This window comes from Paenibacillus algicola (assembly GCF_005577435.1).
Classification (GTDB): domain Bacteria; phylum Bacillota; class Bacilli; order Paenibacillales; family Paenibacillaceae; genus Paenibacillus_AQ; species Paenibacillus_AQ algicola.
In genome coordinates, this window is record NZ_CP040396.1 from 2,599,760 (window position 1) to 2,625,139 (window position 25,380).

General features: G+C 52.3%; 22 protein-coding genes. 1 reads left to right on the forward strand and 21 read right to left on the reverse strand.

What is annotated here, in order from left to right; translation table 11 throughout:
• Positions 1-11: 11 nt before the first annotated feature.
• The 3 genes from E6C60_RS12045 to uxaC are packed head-to-tail and all read right to left on the reverse strand — an operon-like array spanning position 12 to position 4,448.
• Positions 12-1,520 carry a UxaA family hydrolase gene (locus tag E6C60_RS12045; protein ID WP_138226064.1) on the reverse strand — a complete coding sequence of 503 codons (1,509 nt, stop codon included), beginning with the start codon at positions 1,518-1,520 and terminating at the stop codon, positions 12-14.
• A complete protein-coding gene (locus E6C60_RS12050) occupies positions 1,517-3,019 on the reverse strand; it encodes a tagaturonate reductase (protein ID WP_138226065.1) in 1,503 nt (500 codons plus the stop codon). The genes E6C60_RS12045 and E6C60_RS12050 overlap by 4 nt, the downstream gene beginning before the upstream one ends.
• Positions 3,012-4,448: a glucuronate isomerase gene (uxaC, locus tag E6C60_RS12055; RefSeq protein ID WP_138226066.1), complete on the reverse strand. Its 1,437-nt coding sequence runs from the start codon at positions 4,446-4,448 to the stop codon at positions 3,012-3,014. The genes E6C60_RS12050 and uxaC overlap by 8 nt, the downstream gene beginning before the upstream one ends.
• Before the next feature lie 127 nt (positions 4,449-4,575).
• Here uxaC and E6C60_RS12060 point away from each other — a divergent pair, with 127 nt between their 5' ends.
• The gene (locus tag E6C60_RS12060) at positions 4,576-5,436 is read left to right on the forward strand and encodes an AraC family transcriptional regulator (protein WP_138226067.1); all 861 of its coding nucleotides are present in this window, start codon (positions 4,576-4,578) and stop codon (positions 5,434-5,436) included.
• Between the two features lie 215 nt (positions 5,437-5,651).
• Here the strand turns inward: E6C60_RS12060 and E6C60_RS12065 are convergent, their stop codons facing one another.
• The 18 genes from E6C60_RS12065 to rbfA all read right to left on the reverse strand — a co-directional run bounded on the left by E6C60_RS12065 (position 5,652) and on the right by rbfA (position 25,376).
• Positions 5,652-8,312, reverse strand: a complete 2,661-nt coding sequence (locus tag E6C60_RS12065; protein ID WP_233280995.1) for an FtsK/SpoIIIE family DNA translocase — start codon at positions 8,310-8,312, stop codon at positions 5,652-5,654.
• A 118-nt stretch (positions 8,313-8,430) separates the two neighbouring features.
• On the reverse strand, positions 8,431-8,667 hold the full coding sequence (locus E6C60_RS12070) for a YlzJ-like family protein (protein WP_138226069.1): 237 nt from the start codon (positions 8,665-8,667) through the stop codon (positions 8,431-8,433).
• Positions 8,664-9,383, reverse strand: coding sequence for a ClpP family protease (locus E6C60_RS12075; protein ID WP_138227782.1), 720 nt, complete (start codon positions 9,381-9,383; stop codon positions 8,664-8,666). The genes E6C60_RS12070 and E6C60_RS12075 overlap by 4 nt, the downstream gene beginning before the upstream one ends.
• A 228-nt stretch (positions 9,384-9,611) precedes the next feature.
• Positions 9,612-11,291 (reverse strand): ribonuclease J, encoded by a 1,680-nt coding sequence (locus E6C60_RS12080; RefSeq protein ID WP_138226070.1) that lies wholly within the window; start codon positions 11,289-11,291, stop codon positions 9,612-9,614.
• Between the two features lie 252 nt (positions 11,292-11,543).
• Positions 11,544-12,431, reverse strand: coding sequence for a 4-hydroxy-tetrahydrodipicolinate synthase (gene dapA, locus E6C60_RS12085; protein ID WP_138226071.1), 888 nt, complete (start codon positions 12,429-12,431; stop codon positions 11,544-11,546).
• A gap of 48 nt (positions 12,432-12,479) precedes the next feature.
• Positions 12,480-13,697 (reverse strand): aspartate kinase, encoded by a 1,218-nt coding sequence (gene dapG / locus E6C60_RS12090; RefSeq protein ID WP_138226072.1) that lies wholly within the window; start codon positions 13,695-13,697, stop codon positions 12,480-12,482.
• Between the two features lie 68 nt (positions 13,698-13,765).
• Positions 13,766-14,815, reverse strand: coding sequence for an aspartate-semialdehyde dehydrogenase (locus tag E6C60_RS12095; RefSeq protein WP_138226073.1), 1,050 nt, complete (start codon positions 14,813-14,815; stop codon positions 13,766-13,768).
• A gap of 47 nt (positions 14,816-14,862) precedes the next feature.
• Positions 14,863-15,459: a dipicolinate synthase subunit B gene (locus E6C60_RS12100; protein WP_138226074.1), complete on the reverse strand. Its 597-nt coding sequence runs from the start codon at positions 15,457-15,459 to the stop codon at positions 14,863-14,865.
• Position 15,460: 1 nt separating this feature from the next.
• Entirely contained in the window at positions 15,461-16,357 is an 897-nt protein-coding gene (gene dpsA, locus E6C60_RS12105; protein ID WP_138226075.1) for a dipicolinate synthase subunit DpsA, read from the reverse strand.
• A 161-nt stretch (positions 16,358-16,518) separates the two neighbouring features.
• Complete coding sequence (dut, locus tag E6C60_RS12110; protein ID WP_175415285.1) at positions 16,519-16,965, reverse strand: dUTP diphosphatase; 447 nt, start codon at positions 16,963-16,965, stop codon at positions 16,519-16,521.
• A complete protein-coding gene (locus tag E6C60_RS12115) occupies positions 16,943-18,208 on the reverse strand; it encodes a M16 family metallopeptidase (protein ID WP_138226077.1) in 1,266 nt (421 codons plus the stop codon). Before E6C60_RS12115 ends, dut begins: the two co-directional genes overlap by 23 nt.
• An 82-nt stretch (positions 18,209-18,290) precedes the next feature.
• Entirely contained in the window at positions 18,291-19,280 is a 990-nt protein-coding gene (locus E6C60_RS12120) for a polysaccharide deacetylase family protein (protein ID WP_138226078.1), read from the reverse strand.
• Between the two features lie 165 nt (positions 19,281-19,445).
• Complete coding sequence (gene pnp / locus E6C60_RS12125) at positions 19,446-21,539, reverse strand: polyribonucleotide nucleotidyltransferase (RefSeq protein ID WP_138226079.1); 2,094 nt, start codon at positions 21,537-21,539, stop codon at positions 19,446-19,448.
• A 149-nt stretch (positions 21,540-21,688) separates the two neighbouring features.
• Entirely contained in the window at positions 21,689-21,958 is a 270-nt protein-coding gene (rpsO, locus tag E6C60_RS12130; protein ID WP_138226080.1) for a 30S ribosomal protein S15, read from the reverse strand.
• Between the two features lie 151 nt (positions 21,959-22,109).
• Positions 22,110-23,063, reverse strand: a complete 954-nt coding sequence (locus E6C60_RS12135) for a bifunctional riboflavin kinase/FAD synthetase (RefSeq protein ID WP_138226081.1) — start codon at positions 23,061-23,063, stop codon at positions 22,110-22,112.
• 44 nt (positions 23,064-23,107) lie between these two features.
• Positions 23,108-24,019: a tRNA pseudouridine(55) synthase TruB gene (gene truB / locus E6C60_RS12140; protein WP_138226082.1), complete on the reverse strand. Its 912-nt coding sequence runs from the start codon at positions 24,017-24,019 to the stop codon at positions 23,108-23,110.
• Complete coding sequence (locus E6C60_RS12145) at positions 24,016-24,993, reverse strand: DHH family phosphoesterase (protein WP_138226083.1); 978 nt, start codon at positions 24,991-24,993, stop codon at positions 24,016-24,018. Before E6C60_RS12145 ends, truB begins: the two co-directional genes overlap by 4 nt.
• 35 nt (positions 24,994-25,028) lie before the next feature.
• On the reverse strand, positions 25,029-25,376 hold the full coding sequence (gene rbfA, locus E6C60_RS12150) for a 30S ribosome-binding factor RbfA (RefSeq protein WP_138226084.1): 348 nt from the start codon (positions 25,374-25,376) through the stop codon (positions 25,029-25,031).
• Positions 25,377-25,380 lie beyond the last annotated feature (4 nt).

Consider the following 25,380-nt stretch of genomic DNA (forward strand, 5'->3'; position numbering starts at 1 on the left):
AACGGTCTGTATTACAAGGTAACTCCGTCCTTGAAGATCGCGATTTCACGGAAGCCGTTATTTTCATTGGCAGCCGCCACTTTGCCAGAACAGAGTGCTGCAATATATTCCTGCAGATCCTGATGAAGCTCATCCATGCTCTGACCTTCCAGGAGCGTGCCTGCATTGAAATCAATCCAGTGCTTTTTGCGCTTGGCCAGCTCGGAATTGGTGGAAATCTTCACCGTCGGGACCGGGCCCCCAAAGGGGGTGCCTCTGCCGGTGGTGAACAGCACCAGGTGAGCCCCGGAAGCGGCCAATGCTGTAACGGATACCAGATCGTTGCCAGGACCCTGAATCAGATTCAAGCCCGGCAGACTCGCACGTTCTCCGTATTTCAGTACCCCGGTAACGGGGGCTTGACCGCCTTTTTGCGTACATCCAAGCGATTTCTCTTCCAGTGTCGTTATCCCGCCGTCCTTATTGCCGGGTGAAGGATTTTCGTAGATCGGCTGGTTATGATCCACGAAATACTGCTTGAAATCATTTACCAGATGACATACTTGCTGGAACAGCTCTTTATTTACTGCGCGGTTCATAAAGATGGTTTCGGCACCAAACATCTCCGGCACCTCCGTCATCAGAGCGGTTCCTCCCTGATTCGTAATCGTATCCGCGATGCGTCCCGCTAACGGATTGGCTGTAATTCCTGATAATCCGTCCGATCCGCCGCATTTCAGGCCGATCTTCAGCTTGCTGAACGGCAGCGGCTCCCGTTGATAGCGCGAGGCACGGGACACCAGCTGATCAATCAGCTCAAGTCCGGTTTCAATCTCATCCTCTACCGCCTGCGATTTCAGAAAGCGCACCCGATCGGGATCCAGATCTCCCAGCAGCTCCTTGAAGGACTCGATCTGGTTGTTCTCACACCCGAGACCGACCACGAGCACCCCTCCAGCGTTACCATGCTGAGCCAGAGAGGCCAGCAGAGTCTGCGTATAAGACAGGTCATCGCCCAGCTGGGAACAGCCGTAAGGATGAGCAAAGTGATACACCCCGTCTACCCCTTGACCGCGGTAGCGTTCATGCGCCAGCTTGGCCAGCAATTCGCAGGATTTATTAATACAGCCGACCGTATTAATAATCCAGATCTCATTGCGGATGCCGACCTCGCCATTTTCACGTGTGTACCCTTCAAAGTATAGAGGTGCTGCGGGTTCGGCTGAGCATTGTGCAGGTGCTGACGGCTCGTATTGGTATTCTAGAACGTCGCCCAGTCCCGTCTTTAAATTATGGGAATGAACCCATGTGCCTGCCGGAATATCGCACACAGCAACGCCAATAGAGTATCCATATTTCATTACAGGCTCGCCCGCTTTGATAAGGCGTACAGCCAGCTTATGTCCCTTCGGAATATCATTCAGCACCTCCAGACCATGCTCCTTGCCGTCCAGACGGTAGTTTGCACCGCTGCCGGCAGTCAGCGGATGAAGTGCTACTGCAACATTATCGGTGTCCTGTAGTAGTATGACATGACTCATGACTGACTCAGCTCCAATTCCTCCAGTTCCGCCCAAACGGCCTCAGGCAGTCCTGAAATCTCATTTAGATCTTCACCCCATAGCTCTTCATTGCCGAGAATACGCTGGATGAGCCCGGAGCGGCTGACCGCACCGTTTCGGTATTCGTCCCAGCTGCTCTGCATAAAGCGGAGTGCGCCTTCATCATCCGAAAGCTTAACCCTTGCGCCATCCAGTGTCCGGCCTGACCATCCTCCGTCCTGCTCCTGTGCATCGTACAGAAAGATGAGGCATGCCAGTGCCTTCACAACCTTTTCAGGCAGCTTCTCAAATTGCTCGTGATAGGCCTTTAGGGTCGGCAACAGCCGAACACGAAATTTGGACATGCTGTTCAAGCAAATATCGCCCAGCCGGTGCTCTACGAACGGATTCAGGAACCGCTCCCACACTTCGCTTGCATACACCTGCATCTCTTGCGCGGGCAGTGGCACAGCGGGAACCATTTCCTCCAGCATCGCCTTGCGGGCCTCTGCTCCCCATTCGGCATGCTCAGCGATTTCCCGGACACTCTGACAGCCATGCACCAATCCGATGGATGCCATCAAGGTATGGGTACCATTCAGGAGACGCACTTTGCGGAGCTGATAAGGTGCCAGATCCTCTACCCAATGTACATTCAGTCCTGCCCGCTGAAGCGGCAGGCGTTCATCCAGAGAAGCAGGGCCCTGAATCACCCACAGATGATACGGCTCAGCCGTATTCAGCATCTGGTCCTGATAGCCGAGCTGAGCCTGCCAGCTTGCGGCATCCGAAGGAGCGCCCGGTACAATCCGGTCCACTAGTGAATTCAAGAACAGATTATGCTCCTGCACCCATGCGATAAAGCCTTCCTCCAGCTTCCAGTCGCGGGCGTGCATCAGCACAATCTCCTGCAGCCGCTCTCCATTGCGCTCGATCAGCTCGCAGGGAAGCAGCATCCATCCCTTATCCCCTGCCCCTTCGAAAAACTGATATCTGCAGTACATCAGCAGCGTCAGCTTCGCCGGAAATGACAGCATAGGCTCATTCAGGGAATAAGGAGTCGGTGTGTAAGTCAGTCCCGCTTCTGTCGTGTTGGAGATAATGATATCCAGCTCCGGATGCTCTGCCAGCGCCAGAAAATCATTCCACTCCTCATAAGGATCAATCATACGGCTGATGACCGATATAACCTCCTGCTGATCAACCTGCTCCCCATTCTGTACCCCCCGGGTTAGCAGTGTATACAGCCCGTCCTGGCTTCGCAGCCGCTCAAGCTTCATACGTCCGGTAGGGCGGGGCTGAGTTACAGCCACCGTGCCCCGAAAATGTCCCTGCTTGAAGGAATGCTGCAGCATCCAGTCTGCAAAGCCCCGAAGGAAGTTTCCTTCACCGAATTGAAGCACCTTGACCGGCTGTTCTCTCAACGCTTCGGCCTGCTTTTTTTCTGAATCCTGGAGCTGCTCCAGAGATAAGAGGCTTGCCTGCTTCACATTATCCATGCGAAGTCCCTCCCTTGGCTCCCCCGAATTGGAAGTAGCGCTCTGCATTGCCGTAGCAAATATCTTGTACAATTCCTCCAAGCCACTGCATATCAGCCGGCGCTTCGCCCTGCTCTACCCACTCGCCGAGCAGATTACATAGAATTCGGCGGAAGTATTCGTGCCGGGTGTAGGACAAGAAGCTCCGCGAATCCGTCAGCATTCCGACGAAACGGCTCAACAGTCCCATATTGCCCAGGCTGCTCAACTGCGCAATCATGCCATCCTTCGTATCATTAAACCACCAGGCCGAGCCAAATTGAATTTTGCCTGGAATACCACCGCCCTGGAAGCTTCCAATCAGCGCCGCAAGAATGTCATTATCATTCGGATTCAAGGAATACAAAATCGTCTTCGGCAAGGCCCCTGCCGTTTCCAGCTCATCCAGCAGGGAAGCCAATGGAGCCGCAACCGGACTGTCACCGATGCTGTCATAGCCCGTATCCGGTCCCAGCTGCTGCATCATTAAAGCATTGTTGTTTCGGCTCGCATTCATATGGAACTGCATCGTCCAGCCCTTTTCGGCATACAGCTTGCCCAGGTACAGCAGTGTATAGGTCTTGTATTGCTGTTCTTCGGTATGGGACACCTTCTCCTGCTTGAGCGCTTTCATAAAGATTGCCGCTGCCTCTTCCCGGGTAGCTTTATGATATGGCACATAATCCAGTGCATGGTCAGACACTCGTCCGCCAGCCTGATGGAAAAATTCCACGCGCTTTTTCAATCCTGTAAGCAAATCCTCATAGCTGCGAATGTCACTTCCACAAACCTGCCCTAACTTATCAAGCCAAGGAAGGAACGTATTTCGGTTAATTTCCAGCGCTTTATCCGGACGGAAGGAAGGGAGCATTTGGAACGGAACGCCCGGCTCCTTCGCCAAAGCAATGTGATCCTCTAAGGAATCCACCGGATCGTCTGTCGTGCACACAACCTCAACGTTGCTGGCTTGAATCAACCCGCGGGTTGTAAAGCTGTCTTCCTTCAGCTTCTCATTGGCCTCCTGCCAGATTTTCTCCGCATTTTGCTCATTGATCAGATGGTGAATCCCGAATATCCGGCGCAGCTCCAGATGGGACCAGTGAAAGAGCGGATTGCCAACCGTCATAGGCACCGTTCTTGCCCAAGCCAGGAAACGGTCATAATCGCTGACCCCTTCACCGCCCGTAATATAAGCTTCTTCCACACCGTTTGCACGCATCGCGCGCCATTTATAATGATCTCCGTTAATCCAGGCCTCAGTCAGGTTCTGAAACCGGTGATTGCTGCGAATCATTGCCGGGCTCAGGTGACAATGGTAGTCGATAATGGGCATTGGTTTGGCATAGTCATGATACAGCGTTTTAGCACTTTCACTATTGAGCAAGAAATGTTCATCCATAAAAGGTTTCATAAAAGCTCACCGCCAGTTCTGTAGTTTGGTTCTATCATAAAGCATCATTGGTTTATTTTCTTCTCATTTATTGCTCATTTCCGTTATAATAGGACATATCTTGCTTTTCGCAGAGGAGGAAGCATCCATGGCTCACCCAGAGGATCTGCCGCTCGCCAGTTACGGGGATGAGGAATCCTCATTCTATTTCGATCATATAAGGCGCCGGCTCCCGTTCGAGCGGAATAACCATTATCACAGCACGTATGAGATATATTATCTCATGTCCGGAGAACGGAATTACTTCATCAAGGAGAAGCTGTATCGGATTCAGCCAGGCTGCCTGGTTATGATTAACAGATACGATGTGCATAAAAGCTTTATGAGCGGCGGACCTGAGCATGAGCGGATAGTCATCAATTTTGATGAGTCGTTTGCTCTTTCCGGTGGGCAGACTGCCTTGCCACTGTTCTCGCAGGGCGATCCGGTCGTTCCACTGCAGCCCCAGGAGCAGGCACAGACCCTGCAGATTTTCAATAAAATGTCTCAGGAGGCTACCTTACAAAAGGACGGCTATCAGGATTATCTCCAGCTGCTGCTGACCGAGCTGCTGCTGCTCATCTCTCGCTTCAAGCAGCGCCCTTCAGCGCCTGCAGCCTATCCGATCAATCCGCTGCATGAGAAGATGATGGACATCGTGCAGTACATTCATCAGCATTTTCAGAACAAAATAACGCTGGAGCTGCTGTCCGATACCTTCTACATCAGTCCTTACTATTTAAGCCGGATGTTCAAGGAAGTGACCGGCTTCACCATCATCTCGTATGTCAATCTCACCCGAATCCGGGAGGCGCAGAGAAGGCTCAGCGAGACTGACACGAAGATCGTTGATATCGCAGAGCAAACCGGCTTTGAGAGCCTGACCCATTTTGACCGCACCTTTAAGAAAACGATCAAGATGACCGCAAGCCAGTACCGCAAGCTGTATCGACTGCCGCAGGAGGAATAACGATGGATCGCGATCCCAGCACTGCCATGAAGCGCTCCTTTTTAGATGGCTGCTAGACACTTCCATTCTGCCAAAGGGCGGTCCATTGCTAGAATCATTCAAAGAAATTTGGGAGCAACAGCGAGGGGAGGAACGTTTCGTACGCCGAGCATCTCGCAACAACAAACGAGGCCATCCCGCAAGATCCTAGATCTTGTGGGACAGCCTCTTCTGCATTATGAACTGATCTTGCTTTGCTGATACTGCTCCAGAGACATGATGACCTCGCGGGGCTTGCTGCCCTCATATGGACCAATCACGCCTCTCGCCTCCATCGAGTCAATCAATCGTGCCGCACGCGTATATCCAACACGCATTCGCCGCTGCAGCAGAGAGACCGAAGCCTGCTTGGCTTCCAGAATAATCAATACAGCCTGGTCATACAGCTCGTCCAGGGTATCATCCTCTCCTAAGATCGTGTCCTCCACTTCCGGCACAAGCGAATCATCATATTCCGCCTGACCCTGATCCCGCACAAAATTGACGATGTTCTCTACTTCCTGATCACTCATAAAAGCTCCCTGAACACGGATGGGCTTCGACGCCCCCATCGGCATAAACAGCATATCTCCGCGTCCCAGCAGCTTCTCCGCGCCGGCCATATCGAGGATCGTCCTTGAATCCACCTGAGACGAAACACCAAACGCAATCCTGGATGGGATATTCGCTTTAATGACGCCGGTAATTACGTCTACAGATGGGCGCTGAGTCGCAATAATCAGATGGATGCCCGCCGCACGGGCCATTTGCGCAAGACGGGTAATCGCCTCTTCCACGTCGTTCGCGGCCACCATCATTAGATCAGCCAGCTCATCCACAATGACTACAATATAGGGCAGTACAGCGGAAGGATTATCCTTTACCAGAGTATTGTAGCCTTCAATATTCCGTGTCCCGGATTTCGAGAACAGCTCATATCGCTTTTCCATTTCCACTACAATTTTCTTCAGGGCCAATGAGGCTCGCTTAGGATCCGTGACTACCGGAGCCATGAGATGAGGAATGCCGTTGTATACGTTAAGCTCCACCATCTTGGGATCGACCATGAGAAACTTGACCTCATCGGGCTTCGCCTTATACAAAATGCTCGTAATAATGCCGTTAATACACACGGATTTACCGGAGCCGGTTGCACCGGCAACGAGGAGATGGGGCATCCGCGCCAAATTTCCAACAATGGATTGACCTGAAATATCGCGGCCAAAGGCAATGGACAGCTTGGACTCCGCATCCTGGAACAGCGGCGTTTCCATCACCTCTCGCATCGTCACAATGGACACCTCGTGATTCGGCACCTCAATGCCGATTGCTGACTTTCCGGGAATGGGTGCCTCCATACGGATATCCTTCGCAGCAAGCGCTAACGCGATATCATCCGTAAGACCGACAATCCGGCTGACCTTTACTCCGATATCCGGCTGGATTTCGTAGCGGGTCACAGAAGGCCCTCTAACGACCTCCAGCACCTTGGCGCGAACGCCAAAGCTCTCCATCGTAGCTTCCAGCTTCCGGGCGGTCTGCTTGTAATCATTCTGATCTCCAGGCTTTCCGCTTCCGGCAGGCTTCGAGAGCAGGCGGAACGGCGGCAGCCTGTAAGGCTTCGGCGGTGGCTTCGGCGGAGCCAGCGGCGCCTCGGGCTGACCCTCTACGTCTGCAGACAACGCAGGCTCGGCACCCTCCCCGTTACTGTCCTTATCCATAGAATCCGCCTTGGTATCCATCAGGCTTACGTCCTGGGACTGGCCTTCCGCATGCAGCGGAGTCAATGCGTCTTGGATCGGCAATGGATCATGATCGTGAAGCTCATCCTCTTCCCGGGCATCCTCATACTTCACATGCTCAAAGAAATCCCGGATGATCGGTGCACCGCCGGGCGCCTCTGCGGTCTCGTGTCTGGCTGCCCCATCCTGCAATGCTTCCTGCAATGCTTCCTGATCGTCAGTATTCAGCGAATCCCCTCCGTACAAAATATCCTGGGGCCCGAAGGCTTCCTCATCCTGCAGCTCTGTCTGTGATCCTTTTCCGGAATGCTGATCCTTGCCCTCCCGATTAAAAAGCTGGAAGAACACGGGCCGCCCCGGACGGGAAGCGAGCTCTGGCTCCTCCAAATCGTCCAGATCATCGTCATCATCAGGAAGCCGAGGATTTCCTTTACGCACGCCGGAGGCTTTGGCAGACTTGTACGACTGCATTCTTTTCTGAAGCAAGCCGCTTGCTCTTACCGCTCTCGTGCGGAGCATTCTCATCAGCTCAACATATGACAAGTTGGTGATCAGCATAAAGCTGATGATAAGCATAACAATCATAATGAGGCGTGCTCCAACGGCTCCGAAGAACAGCAGCAGTGCTGAAAGCTGCAAAGCTCCCACATAGCCGCCTCCGATATCCTTGCCCAGAACAGGATGGTTTCCATCACTCTCTGCATAAAGCAGCTCACCCTGTAAATCATTATGTATTTGAGACAGCACATTGCCGGAAGTAAACTGCCCAATCGGTGCCAGCTTGGCTTCCATAGCGCTGATGGTGCTCATAAGTGTAAGTGCCAGCAGCAGCAGCAGCACGCCGGTTCGGCGGCTGTTCCAGACCTTGGGCCATTTTCGGTGAATCATCACCATTAATCCGTAGTAAATGCCGATCAAGGGTATGACAAAATAATATTTACCAAGCACGTAGCCCGACATCTTGGATAGTGAACGTCCTACCGGTGCTTCTCCCGATAATGCGATAACCGATAAGGTCATCAATATAATTCCATAAATTTCATATTTCAGCACCGAGGCAAATACAGCCCTCTTCTTCCGCTTACGCTTTGCCAATAATGTCACCCCCGAAGCCATATTATAGCATACATTACCATGGCGTACCTATGTTCTGTTTCGCGGGCAAAAATAAATGCGGTGGCGCTAAAAAGCTGTGCACTCTGGCATTCGCCAGGTGTCAAAAAAACGGCCCCCCTTATGCATGGAGGACCGGAATAAAAGATATTTGGCTGCCAGGCATATACGCCGGATTTAAATAATCCGACAGCTGGCAATCCAGCAGCCTTACGATCCTGGCGCTTTGATGGTCGATGATCTCCGCCTCCAGCAGAACGCCGTTAAGCCGCATTTCGATCACAAGCGGTGAATCCTTTGCGGCAGGCTCTCCTCCAGAGAACACCATCTCCAGTGGCATTACTGTATATAAGGTCATTGTGTAAGCCCTCCTGCCCCCAGGGTCTTACGCTCTCCAATCATGCCGTTTAGTCTCGCCAGTGCCTGGCCAATACCGCCAACCTCGTTCATCAAGCCGTATTTAACCGCATCGGCTCCCGACACCGAGGTCCCGATGTCCCGGTTCAGCTCTCCCGTCTTGAACATCAGATCCTTGAACTGGGCTTCTGTAATGCCGGAATGCTGAGTTACAAATCGGACGACCCGCTCCTGCATTTTCTCCATATATTCAAAGGTTTGCGGAACACCGATCACCAATCCGCTCATGCGAATGGGATGTATGGTCATGGTCGCACTGCCGGCAATAAAAGAGTAATCCGCCGCAACGGCGATCGGAACACCAATACTGTGACCTCCGCCAATCACCACTGTCACCGTCGGCTTAGTCAATGAGGATATCATTTCTGCAATGGCCAGACCAGCTTCAACATCACCGCCAACCGTATTGAGAATAATAAGAAGTCCTTCAATTTTAGCATTTTGCTCCGCCGCCACCAGCTGTGGAATCATATGCTCGTATTTGGTCGTCTTATTTTGCGGTGGTAAAACGGTATGTCCTTCAATCTGGCCGATAATGGTCATACAGAAGATATTGGATTCTCCGGATGTCGCCACACCCGTCTGGCCAAGCTGTTGAACCGCTTCTAAAGATGCCTGCTTCTTGTGCTCTTCACTTGGCATATCAGCCTCCGGCATACTCTCACCCTTGCCGGCTGTTTTGCGTGCAATTTCGTTTTGCTTCATACTCATGCATGTCCCCTGCCCTTCTGCTTGGTTACCTTCCTCCTAGCTATTATGTCAGAAAGCATGCTGAATCATCCTTGGCATCCTTAAACGCAGCAAAAAGCCCTTTTCCGCAAGAACCGTCCAACGTTCTCGCGGAAAAGGGCGACTGTGTGCCTTATGAATGAAACGGTATCGCGGCTATACCTCCATGATGATCGGAAGGATCATCGGTCTGCGGCGAGTCTGCTCGTACAGGAAGCGACCCAGCGCATCCTTCACGCTGGTCTTCAAGGAAGCCCATTCGTTTACGTTCTCACTCATGAGCTTCTGCAGCGTACTGGAAACGATGCGGTTGCTTTCTTCCAGCAGCCCTTCGGATTCACGAACATATACAAACCCTCGAGAGATAATGTCCGGTCCAGAAACAATGGAGCCATTCTGCTTGCTCAGAGTCACGACAACGACCAGAATACCGTCTTGAGACAGCAGCTTACGGTCTCTCAGGACAATGTTACCGACGTCACCGACGCCGAGTCCATCGATCAGTACATTGCCAGCTGTCACTTTACCAGCCTTCCGAGCCGAGCCGTTCTGAATCTCAACCACTTCTCCCAAATCCGTGATGAAGATGTTGTCAGGCTCTACACCGACGGTCTCTGCCAGCAGTGCATGCTTGCGCTGCATCCGGTATTCACCATGGATAGGAATAAAGAACTGGGGCTTCATCAGATTCAGCATCAGCTTTAGTTCTTCCTGGCTGCCGTGGCCGGATACGTGTACGCCGGAATTGGAACCGCTGTAGATGACCTCTGCCCCGAGACGGAACAGCTCATCAATGGTCCGGCCGATGTACTTCTCATTTCCCGGCACCGGTGTGGCTGCAATAATTACAGTGTCGCCTGGCAGAATATCCACTTTACGGTGAGTCGAGCGGGCCATGCGTGTTAACGCAGACATTGGCTCACCCTGGCTGCCGGTACAGAGCACAACGACCCGGTCTGCTGCCATGCGGTTTACTTCCTCCGGCTCAATCAGCATGCCTTCAGGCACGTGAAGGTATCCAAGCTCCGAAGCGATAGACACAACATTTACCATACTGCGTCCAATTACAGCTACCTTGCGGCCCGTCTCCTCGGCTGCATTCACAACCTGTTGAATACGGTGAACGTTCGAAGCAAAGGTGGCTACTACCACGCGCTGCTCCGCCTTGCGGAAAATATCCTCCAGCACCACGCCTACATTCTTCTCTGATGGCGTAAAGCCTGGCTTCTCTGCGTTGGTGCTGTCCGACAGCAGTGCGAGTACACCCTTACTGCCGATCTCCGCCATGCGCTGCAGGTCTGCATATTGGTTATTTACCGGAGTGTGGTCAAACTTGAAGTCACCGGTGTGAACCACGCTTCCCTCTGGTGTATCAATACATACGCCGACGGAATCCGGAATACTGTGATTGGTTCTGAAGAAGGTGGCTGTCAGTGTTTCTCCGAGCTTGATCTCGGAATCGGCATGGATCAGCACTCTTTTGGTTTCGCCAAGAAGATTTGCTTCCTTCAGCTTGTTCTCTACCAGCCCAAGCGTCAGCTTGGTACCGTAAACAGGAACGTTCAAGTGCTTCAGCACGTATGGCAGGCCGCCGATGTGATCCTCGTGTCCGTGAGTCAGCACAATGCCTTTCACCTTGTCACGATTCTCTGTCAAATAAGAAATGTCAGGAATGACAATATCAATTCCCAGCATGTCCTCTTCCGGAAACTTCAATCCCGCATCCACGACAACGATGTCGTTAGCATATTGAATGACATACATATTTTTCCCGATTTCACCGACGCCGCCCAGGGCAAAAATCGATAATTTATCGCTGTTATTTTTTTTTGACAAGTGTATCTAACCCTCCTATGGTTTTGGACGTCGACCAATGTTATATTAATTTACTAAAATATACCGCACCCAGTCTCTTGAACCCATTATACATGAAAAAAAACGTTAAACACAAGTCGCCCACCCAGTGAGATATAGGATGCCCTGCTGAGTTCAATTTTTATCGCGTGTGATCATGCAAAATACAAAAAAACAGCCGATGCGCTCTCCAAATGGAGAAGCGCCGGCTGTCTTACACCGTCAGTGCTGTATTTATGAGGACAAGGAAGCCAGCAGACTACGGATGAACTCGGCCTCCTGATCATTCGGGCTCAGCAGCGGGAGCCGCACGGAGCCGACTGGAAATCCTTGCTCCGCAAGCGCAAATTTCACTGCAGACGGATTTGGAAGCGGCTCAGGACACTCAAACAATCCCTTGAACAGCGGGAACAGCTTCTGATGGAGGGCAGCAGCATCGCTGTTGCGCCCTTCCAGATACGCTTGAATCATATCCTTCATGAGTGCTCCGGCAACATGGCTCGCTACGCTGACGATCCCATAGGCTCCTACAGACAATGCCGGCAGCGCTGAGGAATCATCGCCGGAGTATACGGCAAATCCGGCAGGTGCAGCGGATGCAATCTGGGTCAGCTGGTCCAGAGACGCGCAATCCTTCGTTGCGACGATGTTATCCAGTTCTGCGAGACGGAGTGTTGTGGATACTCCCAGGCTGATTCCCGTACGTCCCGGTACATTGTAAAGCATCACAGGTAGGCTTGTGCTCTCGGCGATCGCCCGGAAATGCTGATACAGCCCTTCCTGACTAGGCTTGTTATAATATGGCGCCACCAGCAGAATGCCGTCCACACCGCACTGCTCTGCCTTCTTCGTCAGCTCGATCGAATGATGGGTGTTGTTGCTTCCCGTGCCGGCAATGATCTTGCACCGGCCAGCCGCTTTCTCCACGGCGAAGGAGAACAGCTTCAGCTTCTCATCCTCGGATAAGGTCGGGGATTCCCCGGTGGTTCCTGCAATGACTAGGCTGTCGGACAGCTGATCCTCAATCAGGTAATTGATCAGTCTGGCGGTCTCGTCCCAGTGGATATTTCCATCTCCATCAAAGGGCGTGACCATGGCGGTAATTAATCTTCCGAAGTCCACTATCGTTTCCTCCTAACTGTTATCCGGCACAAAAGCTCTAGGCTGACATTACCGGTGAAGCTCAAACTTGCTATGCAGCGAGCGAAGTGCATTTCCCATATCTTCATTCCGGACGAGCAGCCAGATCGTCGTGTTGGAGTCTGCGGATTGAAGAATTGGAATACCATGCTCACTCAGTGCCTCTATAATGCGGGACATGATCCCCGGCACTCCATTGATTCCTCCGCCAATAATGGATACCTTGGCGCAGCCCTTGGAAATGTGAGGATTCAGTCCTAAGTCCTTGAGCGCTTGCTCCGCCTTCTGTGCGTCATCATCAAACACCGTGTAACGTACGCCTTCCGGCGTTACGCTAATAAAGTCTACACTAATGGCGTGCTCCGCCATTCTTCGGAATATACGAAGCGGCGTATCCTGCAGCGAGGCACAGTCCACTGAAATATGCGTGATATGGCTCATGTAGGTTACACCGGTTACATACCGATCCACAATGTCGGCCTCAGCAGCATCCTTGAAGGACTCAGGCCGGGTAACCAATGTGCCCTCATTGTCAGAGAACGTAGAGCGGACACGCAGCGGGACTTGCGACTGCATTGCGATTTCCACAGCCCGTGGATGTATCACCTTCGCTCCCTGCTGAGCCATATTGCAAATCTCGCTATAGCTGACGTATTTTAACGGCCGGGCATCCTCCACAATCCGGGGATCTGCCGTCAAAATTCCGTTTACATCGGTATATATATCGACCATCTCGGCGTGGAGCGCGGCTCCCAGCGCCGTCGCTGAGGTATCACTGCCGCCTCTTCCCAGTGTCGTCAGTTCTCCGGATTTGCTCTGTCCCTGAAACCCGGTTACGATAACAACCCTGGAAGCCTCAAGCTCCTGTAATATACGATCAGGCTTGACCGAAAGAATACGGGCATTGCCATGATGATCATCCGTAATGAAACCGGCCTGGGCGCCGGTAAGCGCCGTTGCAGCAATGCCTTCTCGACATAGCTGGCCGCACAGCACTGCGGCTGATATAAGTTCTCCGCAGCAGAGCAGCAGATCCCTCTCTCTTACGGGAAGCAGGGCATTATTGCTCGAAGCAAGCTCCAGCAAAGTATCTGTAGCGTAGGGATCTCCCTTCCGCCCCATAGCGGATACTACAACTACCAGATGAAGCTGCTGCTCCAGCTCCCGCCTGATGTGCTGAATGACTCTGGATCTTGCTTCCGGAGTCGATAGCGAGGTTCCACCGAACTTTTGAACCAGGATGCGCATGAAGATTCCTCCGTTTGAGGAACCGCAAGACGATAAACCAGGCGCCGAGCGGCTGAAACGGCCGGCTGTTAAGCCCGGCCGTTTCGGTTGGAAACGATAATTTCTGCAATTTGCACAGCATTCCAGGCCGCGCCCTTCAGCAGATTATCCGATACAATCCACATATTGAGACCGCGGGAATGAGTCAGATCACGGCGCAGACGTCCCACAAAGACATCCGGCTTACCGACCGCATCACTAGCGAGCGGGTAAGCTTGGGATGCAGGATCATCCACCAGCGTAATTCCCGGAGCCTTCTCTAGAAGCGACTTTACTTCCTCCAGCTCATAGTCATTCTTGAATTCCACATATACGGATTCGGAATGGCCGTTAATGACAGGAATGCGGACACAGGTTGCTGACACTTCGATAGATTCGTCGCCCATGATTTTTTTAGTCTCACGGACCATTTTCATTTCTTCCAATGTATATCCATTGTCTGTGAATTTATCGATTTGGGGAATCGCATTAAATGCAATTTGATGCTTGACTGGCAAGGAGCCCACCGGCAAAATATCAGGCTGAACGTCAGCATTTCCATTGAGAATCTCCTTGCTCTGACGCAGCATTTCCTCAATGGCCTTGTGTCCTGCTCCGGACACGGCCTGATAGGTGGACACAATGATCCGGGCGATGCCAAAGGCATCATGGAGCGGCTTCAGTGCTGCGACCATCTGAATGGTAGAGCAGTTCGGATTCGCAATAATCCCGTTATGCTCCTGAATTTTCTCCGGATTCACCTCTGGCACAACCAGTACCTTGTCAGGGTCCATACGGAATGCATTGGTATTGTCAATACATACGGCACCGTGGGAAACTGCATGTGGAGCCAGCTCCTTGCTCACATCACCGCCGGCACTGAACAAAGCGATATCCACGCCTTTAAAGCTGTCAGGGGTTGCTTCTTCTACAACTACGTCCTGTCCTTTGAATGTAAGAACCTTGCCTGCAGAACGCGCGGAAGACAGAAGCTTCAGCTCTGCTACCGGAAAATCTCTTTTCTCCAGCAGGCTCAGAATCTGTTCTCCTACCGCTCCTGTAGCTCCTACAACGGCTACGTTATACTTTTGCTCGCTCATCTGACACGTCTCCCCTTCATGAATAACTTCTGGTCAAGCTTTAAGAATCATGCTGATTGAAACCGTTCGATAATCATCGGCTGCAGCTGCATCCCCGTCAGAGCCGCTTCGCAGGTTTCCGGAACCAGATCCATGCGGGCCACGAGGGAATTCGGTTTCTGCTGGGGATTATCCTGTCCAAATGGTACAAAATAAATATTTTTGGTTACCAATAGCTTCGCGATATTAGCTGCATTAAGTCCCAGCCCGTCATTCGTCGAGATCGCCAGCACCAGCGGGCGCCCATTTCGCATCTGAGCCTTCGCGGCCATTAGCACCGGACTGTCTGTCATCGCATTGGCCAGCCTGCTGATGGAATTGCCGGTGCAAGGTGCGATCGCCAGCACATCCAGCAGCTTGGAAGGACCCAGCGGCTCTGCTTCAACAATTGTAGAAATAATATCATTCCCCGTTATTTCTTTCAACTGTTTCTGCCAATTTTCCGATGATCCGAATCGGGTATCCGTATTCATGATCGTATTGGATACGATGGGAACGACACGCGCACCTCCATCAACAAACCGCTGAATCTGCGGCATAACCTCCTCCAGCGTACAGTGAGAGCCCGTCAAGGCATAGCCGACCGTTTTTCCGTTCCAGTTCATCTCAAGCTTCCTCCCGACTTTTGGTTTGCTCCGAAATCAGCTCGACCAGTGTATTGGCCATGATGATTCCCGCTGTTTTGGGGGCAACGATTCCCGGGAGTCCGGGGGCAAGCATCGCTTTGATGCCCCGCTTCTCCGCATATCTGAAATCACAGCCGCCAGGTGCCGAGGCCAGATCAATGATGACAGCCTCCCGCGGCATTCTGGATAACACCTGCGCCGTCACGACCATGGCAGGAATCGTATTAAACAAGAGCTGAATGTCAGCCGCCTCTTGCTCGAGATCCTTCATCATAAAAGGCTGCCAGCCCATTTCTTCGGCGCGGGCATAATGCTCGCTTTTGCGAACGCCCATTTTGACCCGGGCTCCTAGCCCTTGAAGGCTCCGGGCCATTGTAAAGCCGGTGCGACCCATCCCAAGCACCATGCAGGTGGATTTGTGTATCGTAAAGTCCGTATGCTGAATGGCCATCATCAAGGCGCCTTCCGCCGTTGGAATGGAATTGTATATCGCCACATCGTCCCGATCCAGCAGCTCCACCAGCCTGATGCTGTGCTTTGCACATAGTGATTTCAGAAACGACTTAGCCATACCTGTGTAAACTACCCCATGCTTTGGCATCGCCTGGATATGCTCTTCCTCCAGCTTCAGCGAGCCTTCCGCATATAAAGCGCCGATCAATCCCTCATCGTCACAGCCTACCACAGGTAAAATCAGAGCGTCTGCGCCAGACAGCAGCTTCGCAGTAAGCGGCTCCCGGAGTACGCCCTGAAAGGAATCCTGCAGTGTGTCAAAGCCAGCGATGGCTACGGAAGCATCCATCTCCGCCAATTTTCGGATAACCTCAACCTGGCGTGCATCGCCACCAATCAAGACCGTCCGGATTCCTGTCAGCATGCAGGGCCTCGCTCCTTTCCAATAGCAGTATACGGCATCTTATGCGGAGGCCCAGCCGGAGGTGTGCAGCACCTCAAGGAAAGACAAAAAAACCGTTCCGGATAGTCCGGAACGGCTGCAGCTTATGATGAAGCTATGACAGCACATACATGCTGCTCCTTCTACTTCCCGGTATGACCGAAGCCCCCGGCTCCCCTTACCGTATCGGACAGCTCCTCGACCTGCTGGAGCTCCACCTGAGGAAGGCTTTGGAACACCATTTGAGCAATTCGTTCATGGCGCTCAATGACAAACGGCTCCTGCCCCAGGTTCACCAGCAGTACCTTTACCTCTCCGCGGTAATCTGCATCAATGGTCCCCGGTGTATTCAGACAGGTGATGCCATGCTTGTACGCCAGGCCGCTGCGCGGGCGTATCTGCGCTTCCAGACCGCCTGGCATCGCCATAGCGAAGCCGGCAGGAATCAGCGTGCGTTCCCCCGGGTTTAGCACGACAGGCTCCTGCAAGGCAGCGTGCAGATCGAATCCTGCGGCAAGCTCAGTCATCTTTACCGGGAGGTGAATATCCTCGCAGCCCGGCATGCGTTTAATTTGTACGTAGTGCAACAAACTCGTCCCTCCTCATTCCATTCAGCGCCTTGTCGTTGGATCCCACCATCGCCAGGGCGAACGGAACCGCAAACATCCGGTCCAGTACTTTATCCATATCCTGCATAGACACCTTTTCAATTCTTGAGATCATATCGTCAAGGCTGTAGTGTCTGCCCAGCATGAGCTCATTCTTGCCCAGCCGGTTCATTCGGCTTCCCGTACTCTCCAGGCTCAGAATAAGGCTGCCCTTCAGCTGCTCTTTTCCTTTAGCCAGCTCTTCCTCCGACATGCCCTTCTCAGCCAGCTCGGCCATCATATTCCGAGTCAGCTCCAGGACCTCCTTCGTCTGCTTCGGAGCTGTTCCGGCGTAGATCGTGAACATACCGCTGTCTGCATGGGAGCTGTGGTACGAATATACCGAGTAAGCCAATCCGCGCTTCTCGCGGATTTCCTGGAACAGGCGCGAGCTCATACCGCCGCCAATCGCATTATTGAGCAGCACCATGGCATACTGCAGCTCATCATGCATCGAGCTCCCCGGGAAGGAGAGGCAGATGTGGTTCTGCTCGGTTTTCTTTTTACGGAACAGCAGGCCATCCTGAAAATCCGGGACGCTCAGCACATCGTTCTCACCCCGGTTTTGGAACTTGCCAAAATGACGCTCCAGCAGCTCAATAACGGAGTCGTCAATATTTCCTGCGAGAGCAATGACCGTGTTCTCGATCGTATAATGCCGATTCATATAGGATCTCAATGCCGCAGAGTCCATGGCTTCCAGGCGCTCTTTCGTGCCCAGAATCGGATAAGCCAGCGGATGGTCGCCATAAGCCGAGATCGACATCAAATCATGGACCAGATCGTCCGGAGTATCTTCGTACATGGAGATTTCCTCGAGAATAACGTTCTTCTCTTTCTCCAGCTCGCCAGAGTCCAGCTTGGAATGAAAAAACATGTCCGATAAGACGTCAACCGCAATCGGCAAATGCTCATCCAGCACTTTTGCATAATAGCAGGTATATTCCTTGGAAGTAAACGCATTAACATTCCCGCCGATGGCATCAAACTGCTCCGCGATCGCCCGAGCATCAAAGCGCTCCGTTCCTTTAAACATCATATGCTCGATAAAATGTGTAATCCCGTTCAATTCCGGCGTCTCATTCCGCGATCCGGTCTTGACCCAGATCCCGAAGGAAACCGAACGACAGGTCGGAATTTGCTCCATCACAATTCTCAGGCCGTTCGACAGCTCTATTTTTTTCACGCGGGGCCCTCCTGACTTGACACCATTGTTCTATTAGATGATTCTTTCCATCCACACATTGTAGCAAACTTGCCAGATCCACTCAACTTTCAGCAGGCGGCACACGCTCCGGGGACAAGGTTTGGGATACGGTTCCGATATGCAGTCCCTTTGCGCGGATTCCCTGAATCATACCTTTAAGTGCCTGCGAGGAGGAGTCCGTCGGATGCATCAGGATCAAGAAGCCCGGCTCGACCTTAGCCGATATTTTATTGACGACCGCTTGAGCTGGAGGATGCTTCCAGTCTACCGTATCCAGTGTCCATAGCACGGTCTTCAAGCCTCTGGCATGGGCAAGCTGTACCGTTTGTAGATTATAGTCGCCGGAAGGCGGTGCAAACCAGGTATTGGTGACGCCAAGGCTCTCTTTGAGCAGCTCCTGGGTTCTCGTAATCTCGCTCTCTGCACGGGGGGCGCTGAGCTGGCTCATATTGGGATGGGTATACGCATGATTCTCTACCTCATGCCCCCCGTTCACAATGTCCAACGCCAGCTCCCGATTCTTGCTCAGCCAGCTCCCATCCAGAAAAAAAGTGGCCTTCACGCCCTCCGTCTCCAGCGTATGCAGCATGGGCTTGATATACTCGTTGCCCCAAGCCACGTTAATCATGAGCGACACCATCGGCTTGTTCGGATTCCCCCGGTAAATGGGATGGGGACCGAGGTCCTGCAGGGTCACCTTGGCGGGAATTTCCCGGTACACATAAGGAATTTCTTCAACGCTTTTCCTTTTCAGAGCGCGTCTGTAGGTTTCCTCCACGTCTATTTCACGGCCGTTATAGCCGGGGATGGCCTTCCATACGGAATCCACTTTAGCATCGATGGGTTCTACTCTGTTCTGAGCCGCTTCGGCTTGAATGCGTTCCAGAAGCTGAACATCCACCGCTGTGCTCTGCACTTCATCATACATGACAGCAGAATGAGACAGCTGTCTCACATAATCCACAGACCCTGTTATCACCGCAAGACTGCTAACACCAGCCACCGTAGCTGTCAGCACCGCTATTTTTTTCCTGCTTTCGCTTCCGAACATCCTGCGCCCTCCCCACAGCCATAAGCTTTGTCCCATTTTATGAACCGGGAGAGAAGAATATGTACAGCCTTGTGCTAGAGCCTGCTCTTCACCAAGGCATACGGCATAAAAAAAAGAGCCAGAGTCAATCTGTCTCTTTCCTTCATGTCCTTCATGTAGAGAATATTAGTTGGCTTCAGCCGTCAGAACAGCTTTACGGGACAGGTTGATCCGGCCCTGCTGATCGATTTCGGTAACCTTCACTGTAATCACATCTCCAATGGCTACCACATCTTCTACTTTACCCACACGCTCGGTAGAAAGCTGAGAAATGTGTACCAGACCGTCTTTGTTCGGCAAAATCTCAACGAAGGCGCCGAATTTCTCAATCCGCTTCACCGTTCCGGTATAGATTTCACCCACCGCAACCTCACGCACAATGCCCTCAATAATGGACAGGGCCTTCTGGTTCATTTCGGCATTGGATGAAGCGATGAATACACGGCCATCCTGCTCGATGTCGATTTTCACGCCGGTCTCTTCGATGATTTTGTTAATAATTTTGCCACCGGCACCGATCACATCGCGAATCTTGTCCGGATTGATCTGCATCGTGATGATTTTTGGTGCATAAGGAGAAAGTGCCTCTCTCGGCTGCTGAATCGCTTCAAGCATTTTGCCCAGGATATGCATACGTCCTTCTCTTGCCTGCTCCAAGGCTTCCTGCAAAATGCTACGGTCGATGCCATCAATCTTAATATCCATCTGGATGGCCGTAACGCCTTGCTGGGTTCCCGCAACCTTAAAGTCCATATCTCCCAAATGATCCTCCATCCCCTGGATGTCAGTCAGAATGGAAACATGCTCTCCGTCCTTGATCAAGCCCATGGCAACACCTGCAACAGGAGCCTTGATCGGTACGCCGGCATCCATCATAGCCAGGGTGCTGGCACAGATGCTCGCCTGAGATGTCGAGCCGTTGGATTCGATAACTTCAGAAACGAGACGAATCGTATACGGGAATTCCACTTCATTCGGAATAACCTTGGATAATGCGCGCTCACCCAAAGCTCCATGTCCGATTTCACGGCGGCCCGGTGCGCGAAGCGGACGAGCTTCACCCACACTGAACGGCGGGAAATTGTAATGGTGCATGAAACGCTTCGTTTCTTCCAGATCAATACCGTCCAGAATTTGCACGTCTCCCAATGCGCCAAGCGTACACACGCTAAGAGCCTGGGTTTGTCCACGCGTGAACAGTCCTGATCCGTGAGTTCTTGGCAGCAGGCCAGTATCACAGTCGATTGGACGGATCTCGGAAAGACCGCGGCCATCCGGGCGCACCTTATCATGGGTAATAAGGCGGCGGACTTCTTCCTTCACGATGTCATGCAGCACTTCCTTAACATCCTTCAGAAGCTCCGGCGTCTCCAAATACTTCTCTTCAAATACAGTGTATGCTTCATCGCTGATGGCATCGATGGCATCCTGGCGGGCATGCTTCTCTTCAATGCGTACAGCCTCTACCAGACGCTGCTCGGCAAACTTCCGAACCTCGGAGTTTACAGTTTCGTTAACCGCGTGCAGCTTGACTTCCATCTTTTCCTTGCCGGCTGCAGCTACAAGCTCACTGATGGTGGACACAATCTGCTTGATCTCATCGTGGCCAAACATAATTGCTTCCAGCATCACTTCTTCTGGAACCTCATTGGCTTCGGCTTCAACCATCATAATAGCGTCCTTGGTACCGGCTACAACCAGGTACAGATCACTTGCTTCCTGCTGTGCAATAGTCGGATTCACGACGAACTCGCCGTTCACGCGTCCCACTGCTACTCCGCCAATCGGTCCGTTAAACGGAACGTCGGAGATGCTGAGAGCGGCAGAGGTACCAATCATGGCAGCAATCTCAGGCTCGCAGTCCTGATCCACGCTCATCACCAGATTAAGCACCTGCACATCATTTCGGAAGCCTTCAGGGAACAGAGGGCGAATCGGGCGGTCTGTCAGGCGGCTTGCCAGAATGGCTTTCTCGCTGGGGCGTCCTTCGCGTTTAATGAATCCTCCCGGAATTTTGCCGACAGCATACAATCTTTCCTCATAGTTCACCGTCAGCGGGAAAAAATCCAGGTCCTTCGGAGCACTGGAGGCTGTTACCGTACAAAGCACGGCTGTATCTCCGTACCGAACCATGACTGCTGCATTGGCCTGCTTGGCCAATCTGCCGGTCTCGAGTACCAGCTTTCTTCCACCCAGCTGCATTTCAACACGTTGTTCCATGTAGTCCCTCCTCCTAGGAGTTATTAGTTTAGTCATTGCTTAAGTATTCCCTAATTGTTTATCCCCTAAAAAAATAGCCCGGCTGCGCCGCTGTCGTTCCAAGAAGGACAGTGGACAACCAGGCTGCTTTTCGATACACCTTATCGCAATTAGCGGCGTAATCCAAGCTTCTCGATCAACGCGCTGTAGCGTCGAACATCCTTGTTTTTCAAGTATGCAAGCAGTTTCCGGCGTTGGCCGACCATTTTCAACAATCCACGACGGGAGTGATGATCTTTCTTGTGCGTACGCAAGTGGTCAGTCAAGCTGGTGATGTTTTCCGTAAGGATAGCGATCTGCACCTCTGGGGATCCTGTGTCGGACTCATGAGTCTTGTGCTCGTCAATCAGCTGCTGTTTACGTTCTTGAGTCAATGCCATCCTGTTCACCTCCTTCATTATAATCGCCATTAGCCTCGTCACCGACGGTGAGATCGGATAACCAAGCCAAGGTTCTACACCCGTAACCCGAGTGCCTTAAAGAGTATAGCATACTTTACCTGAAAAAGAAAACGGAACTTTGGATATTTACCTAAGACAAATGGGACAGCTGTTCTCTCGCCTTTGCTGCATCTTGACCGATCCTGTCAATCAGCTCATTAATGGAATTAAACTTGAGCTGGCCCCGGATGTGCGATACCAGATCCACAGTCATCACTTGACCGTAAAGGTCCCCGTCGAAATCCAGCAAATGCACCTCATACACCGGTTCAGCCATGCCCTCGTGAAAGGTTGGCTTCATTCCGATGCTCATCACACCGCTGCGCCAAACCTGATCTGAGGAGCATCTCGCACGTACTGCGTAAACCCCCTGTGACGGGGTCACATAGGAAGCTTCAAGATCTAGGTTCGCTGTAGGGAAGCCGATCTGCCGCCCTCGCTTCTCACCGTGCACCACGGTGCCGGAAATACGGTACCTGCGGCCAAGCCAGCGGTTGACATCCTCCAGCCTGGCGTCAGCGAGTGCTTCGCGGATGGAGGAGCTGCCTACCTTCTCTCCGTCCACCAGCAACGGCGGAACAATGACAACCTCAATCTCTCCATTCCCGAGCACATGCAGATCTTCTGCATCCCCTGCGCCCTTGTGGCCAAATCTGAAATCAAAGCCGACCACAACGGTGTGCAGTGACAGCGGAAGCAGCATGTCCTTTACGAATTGCTCCGGTGTGATGCGGGAGAACGACTCATTAAACTCAATAACGTAGAGAATATCTACCCCCAGCTGCGCCAGAAGGTCCTCCTTGTCAGACTGAGGGGTTAGATAACCGTCGTAGCTGCCCTTGCGCATGACTTCCTTGGGATGCGGATAAAAGGTAATAACAGCTGCGGGGATCCCGGCCTTTCGCGACGAATTCACAGCGGTCTGTATGACACTGACATGCCCCAGATGCAGCCCGTCAAATTGACCAATCGCTGCCGTCTGGGGATGTCCGTATTCCGCAATCTGTGCTTCGGTAAGGGGGTATGACAGCGAAACGATTTTCATCTGGTTCTCACCTGCAATTCACTTAATAGATTCTCCCGTGCGTCTTAATGGAACACCTTCACCGGCACAATCGCACCGGTTTCTTCCTGTCTGCGAAAAATGCCCAGAAACTGCTGATGACCATCATACAGGCGGATAGCATCATTATGCTCCACCGGCGGCTGAACGGCTCTTGATGAAAGGCGTTGTCCCTGGAGGGCCGCAGACCGTTTCTCGTCGATGACCGTATGCGCCGCTAGATGACGCACAGCTTCATCGGCCGGAATCAAGGAAGAGGCCAGCGTTCCGGCCTCCACCCTCTGCGCAATTTCTTCGAGCGTGAGGCAGTGCGAAGCCTCAACCCCGGCAGACAAGGTTCGCTTTAACGAGACCATAACGGCAGGATAACCTAACGCTTTGCCAATGTCTACACAGAGGGTACGAATATAAGTGCCTTTGGAGCAGAGCACCCTGAACGAGATGTCTGTGTGAGTGCCAGCCGCTTCAAAGCCGGTCATTTGGATCTCATGGATGGTCACCGTGCGGCTCTTGCGCTCCACAACCTTGCCCTCCCGCGCCAGCTCGTACAGCCTCTTGCCGTTCACCTTTACGGCAGAGTACATCGGCGGAACCTGTGATATGCTTCCCAAGAAAGAGGTCAGCGTCTTCTCCGCTTCCTCCCGGGTCACATTCACTTCATCAACCTGATCGATCACAGTGCCGGTAATATCTTCCGTATCACTGGAGAAGCCCAGACGAAGCACTGCATAATACTCCTTGGGAAGCTCCTGCATATACTCTACCACCCTAGTGGCACGACCCAGGCAAAGCGGAAGCACCCCTGTTACCTCCGGATCAAGCGTACCGGCATGACCGATTCTTTTCATTCCTAAAATGCGCCGGGTCTTGGCAACGACATCATGTGACGTCCAGCCCGCCGGCTTCATCACTGCAAGTACACCATCAAATTCACTCATAATGCCTTTTTCACCGCTTTAATCACTTGTGACATCACCTGATCCAGTCCACCTTCAATGCGGCAGCCCGCTGCCCGGACGTGGCCGCCGCCTCCGAACTCTTGGGCCAATGCTGCTACATCCACTTTGCCAGCAGAGCGGAAGCTTGCCTTGACCGCATCCGGGGATACCGCTTTAAACAGTATGCCTACCTCTACACCCTGGATATTGCGGGGGAAATTGACGATCCCCTCCAGGTCCTCATTCATCGCGCCGGTATCTGCCATATCCTCTGGGGTGACATAGACCCAGGCAACCTTTCCGTCCTCTGACAATTGCAGCGTATTTAGTGCTTTGACGAGCACCTTCATCTGCGGCAAAGTCATTTCCTCCAGCAGGGATTCTGCAAGCTCTGGACCATTCACCCCGTGAGAGAGCAGATTCGAAGCAATGCTCATTACTTTAGGCGAGGTGTTAGAATACCGAAAGCCCCCTGTATCGGTAAGAAGCCCGGTATAAATCGCCGCTGCGATATCTGCATTCCACTCTACGTCAAATTCATGAATCAGATCATACAAAATTTCAGCGGTAGCGGCTGCTTCCGGCAGAACGACATGAACGTGTCCATAACGGTCGTTGGTCGGATGATGATCAATATTCAGAATCAGTGCGTCATCGGCAAACAACTCCCGGGTCCGGCCGACGCGTAAAAAGTCAGCGCAATCCACACAGATAACATGATTGAAGTCACCTTCCGGACGCTGCTCCGTCATGTTGATCAATTCATCTGCGTGCCATAATACCTTCATTCTCTTCGGAATGGCACCTTCATTGACCATTATGTATTTTTTGCCCAAACGCGAGAGAAGCCAGCCCACCGCAAGGGTGGAACTGACTGCATCTCCGTCGGGCTGAACATGCGACACGATCAAATAATCATCATGCTCCAGCAGAAATTGCTTTGCCTGCTGCAGCTCCTGTTTATAGGTCAGCATTCGCCCTCTCCTTTATGAAACGATTAATCCAGCGGTTAATCTTGTTCTCCGATTTCACCTAGCAGCTTCTCAATCCGGCTGCCGTACTCAATGGATTCATCGAACTTGAAGATGAGCTCCGGTACGTGCCGAAGCCGAATGCGCTTGCCAAGCTCGGAGCGGAGAAAGCCGTTTGCTTTCTCCAATCCCTTTAAGGAAGCTGCCTTCTGCTCTTGATCTCCAAGCACACTCAAGTAAATCTTGGCCTGCGATAAATCGCTGGTAACATCAACACCTGTTACGGTAATAAAACCGATCCGAGGGTCTTTGAGCTCCGTCTGGATAAGCTGACTCAGCTCTTTTTTAATCTGTTCCCCAACCCGGCCTGTGCGGATTTTTGCCATGTCT